We start from the raw sequence: 2,404 nt of genomic DNA, 5'->3' as shown, positions 1-2,404 counted from the left end.
CGGGCGACCCGCACGACATCGTCACGGAACTCTCGGGGATAAGGCCTAGGCACAGCGACATCCTTCCAGCCCACCCCACCAGGGCAAGCCAACTCAGATGTCACCTATCCGTGCAGCAGACCCCTCAAGCAAAGGCATTACGCGATGACAATTGCCCGCGATATCGACCTGCGGGCCGTGCTGGCCGAACGACTCACCACCACCACCCACCCCGACGTGCTACGGGGTCTGCTGCACGATCAGAGTGTGGGTCGCCGGTGATGGTGAGCATCTGCCGTTGACGATCACCAAGATCGAAGTGCTGCTGGCCCGCCAAGGGTGTGGTCCCGTATCGCACGTTGCACCGATTCGCCTCGGAACGTTGCGGTTTCGGGCGTGAGGACACGACGGTCCGGGTCAACGACGGTGATCCCGGGGTGGAGTGCCAGATCGATCTCGGCTATTTGGGCATGCTCACCGACACCGCCGATGGGCGGCGCCGCAAGGTGTATGTGTTGATCTTCACCGCCGTGTACTCCCGGCACATGTTCGTGTGGCTGAGCTACTCGCAGACCCTGGCGGCGGTGATCGCCGGTTGCCAGGCGGCCTGGGGGTTTTTCGGCGGGGTATTCGCTGTCCTGGTGTGCGACAACATGAAGCCGGTGATCGCTGCCGCTGATCCGGTCCACCCGCAGTTCACTCAAGGGTGGCTCGATTACGCCAGCCACGCTGGGTTCGTCACCGACCCCGCCCGAGTCAGGTCACCGAAAGACAAGCCCAGAGTCGAACGCGCAGTGCAGTATGTGCGCGGGAAACTATTGGGCTGGTGAGACATTCACCAATATAGACGACGCCCAACACGCCGCCGAGCGGTGGTGTCGCCAGACCGCCGGTACCCGTGTTCACGGCACCACCTGCGCACGGCCGGCCGAGTGCTCACCGCCGAGGAACAACCCCCATCTGGGGGGCGGTTCCCGCCGTCTATGACGTGCCGGTGTTCAAGACGGTCAAGATTCACCCCGATTACCACGCCGAGGTCGTCAAAGCCCTCTATTCGCTGCCTGAGCAGTGGATCGGCGCCACGCTGGACGTGCGCGCCGATAGCGAGCTGGTGAAGTTCTATCACCGCGGCAAGCTAGTGAAATCCATCCTCGCCAGCCTGTCGGTGGCCGCAGCACCGACCGCGAGGATCTGCCGGAACACAAGACCGGCTACGCGCTACGTGACTTGGCGGCGTTGATTGCGGCGTATGCGGCACACGGGCAGAATATCGGGATCTACGCCGAACGCATCCTCGATGACCCGCTGCCCTGGACCCGGATGCGCACCGTCTACCGACTGCAGAACCTGATTCGCCGCTACGGCGCTGACCGCGTCGACCAAGCATGTTCATTATCGCTGGACCTTGACGTCGTCTCGGTCAACGAGGTCGCTTCCATGTTGGAACGCGCCACCGAGAGCACCGCCCTGGCGCTACCGCAGGCAGTCGGCGACACATCACCCAATTCTCTCGGGACCCATCTGAATTCACCTCTACTACAACCAAATTAACCGTAGCGCCAGACGCAATCGACTCCGAGGAGACCCGCTAAAGATGACCACCACCACCAACCAAAAGCCCGCTGAGCCCGTCGGTGCCGATCTGATCCGGCTGCTCAAAACCCTCAAGCTCGGTGCGCTGGCTGAGGCCCTGGGCGAACGCGCCACGCTGGCCCGCCAACACAAACTCAGCCGCATCGGATTCCCGGAAGTCCTCCTCGCCGATGAGGTATCACGGCGCGAATCGCATTCTGCACCAATGCGTTTCTGCTAAAGCTGGAATCGATCCATCGATGCGTCTGGACACCTGGACCGCACACGAGGACCTGCGCTATGACCGCACCCTGCTCGGCGACCTGACCGCACTGCATTTCCTGGACGCCAAGCAGTCCGCGATCATTCTCGGCCCGGTCGGGGTGGGCAAAACGCACTTGGCATCAGCCCTGGACCACATAGCAATTCAGCGTCGCCACACCGTGCTGTTCGCTCGCGCCGACAAACTGTTCACCCGGCTACGTGCCGCCCGTCTCGACAACATCCTCGAAGCCGAGATCCGCTGGCTGGCCGCCATCGACGTGTTGGTCATCGACGACTTCGCACTGCGGCCCCTCGACGCCCCCAACACCAGCGACTTCTACGAAATCACCGTCGAACGAAACGGCACCAAAACCACCATCGTGACCTTCAACCGAGAACCCGCCGAATGGCTAACCATGACCGCCGACACCCTCCTAACCCAATCGGCCATCGACCGCCTGACCTTGTGCTTCCCCTGAGATCGTGGAGGGTTTCTTAAGCCGCTTCCGGCTTCTGACTGTTTTCCCTGATCTCGTAGTTGACGGGCGACAGTCCGTCTGCGGCGCTGTGTCGACGCTGATGGTTGTAG

General features: G+C 62.3%; 3 protein-coding genes and 1 pseudogene. All 4 read left to right on the top strand.

Going from position 1 to position 2,404, the window contains the following annotated elements; all coding sequences use genetic code 11:
- Positions 1 to 320: 320 nt before the first annotated feature.
- Positions 321 to 809, top strand: a complete 489-nt coding sequence (locus H7J89_RS25830; protein WP_308205154.1) for a hypothetical protein — start codon at positions 321 to 323, stop codon at positions 807 to 809.
- A gap of 164 nt (positions 810 to 973) precedes the next feature.
- Positions 974 to 1,219, top strand: coding sequence for a Mu transposase domain-containing protein (locus H7J89_RS25825; protein WP_308205153.1), 246 nt, complete (start codon positions 974 to 976; stop codon positions 1,217 to 1,219).
- The gene (locus H7J89_RS25820) at positions 1,207 to 1,530 is read left to right on the top strand and encodes a transposase (RefSeq protein ID WP_308205152.1); all 324 of its coding nucleotides are present in this window, start codon (positions 1,207 to 1,209) and stop codon (positions 1,528 to 1,530) included. Before H7J89_RS25825 ends, H7J89_RS25820 begins: the two co-directional genes overlap by 13 nt.
- 43 nt (positions 1,531 to 1,573) lie before the next feature.
- A pseudogene (locus H7J89_RS26035) lies at positions 1,574 to 2,279 on the top strand (ATP-binding protein); the annotation flags it as partial.
- Between the last annotated feature and the right edge of the window lie 125 nt (positions 2,280 to 2,404).

This window comes from Mycobacterium paraffinicum, from assembly GCF_025822865.1.
GTDB classification, from domain to species: Bacteria; Actinomycetota; Actinomycetes; order Mycobacteriales; family Mycobacteriaceae; genus Mycobacterium; species Mycobacterium paraffinicum.
This window is presented reverse-complemented; position numbering and strand designations above follow the sequence as displayed.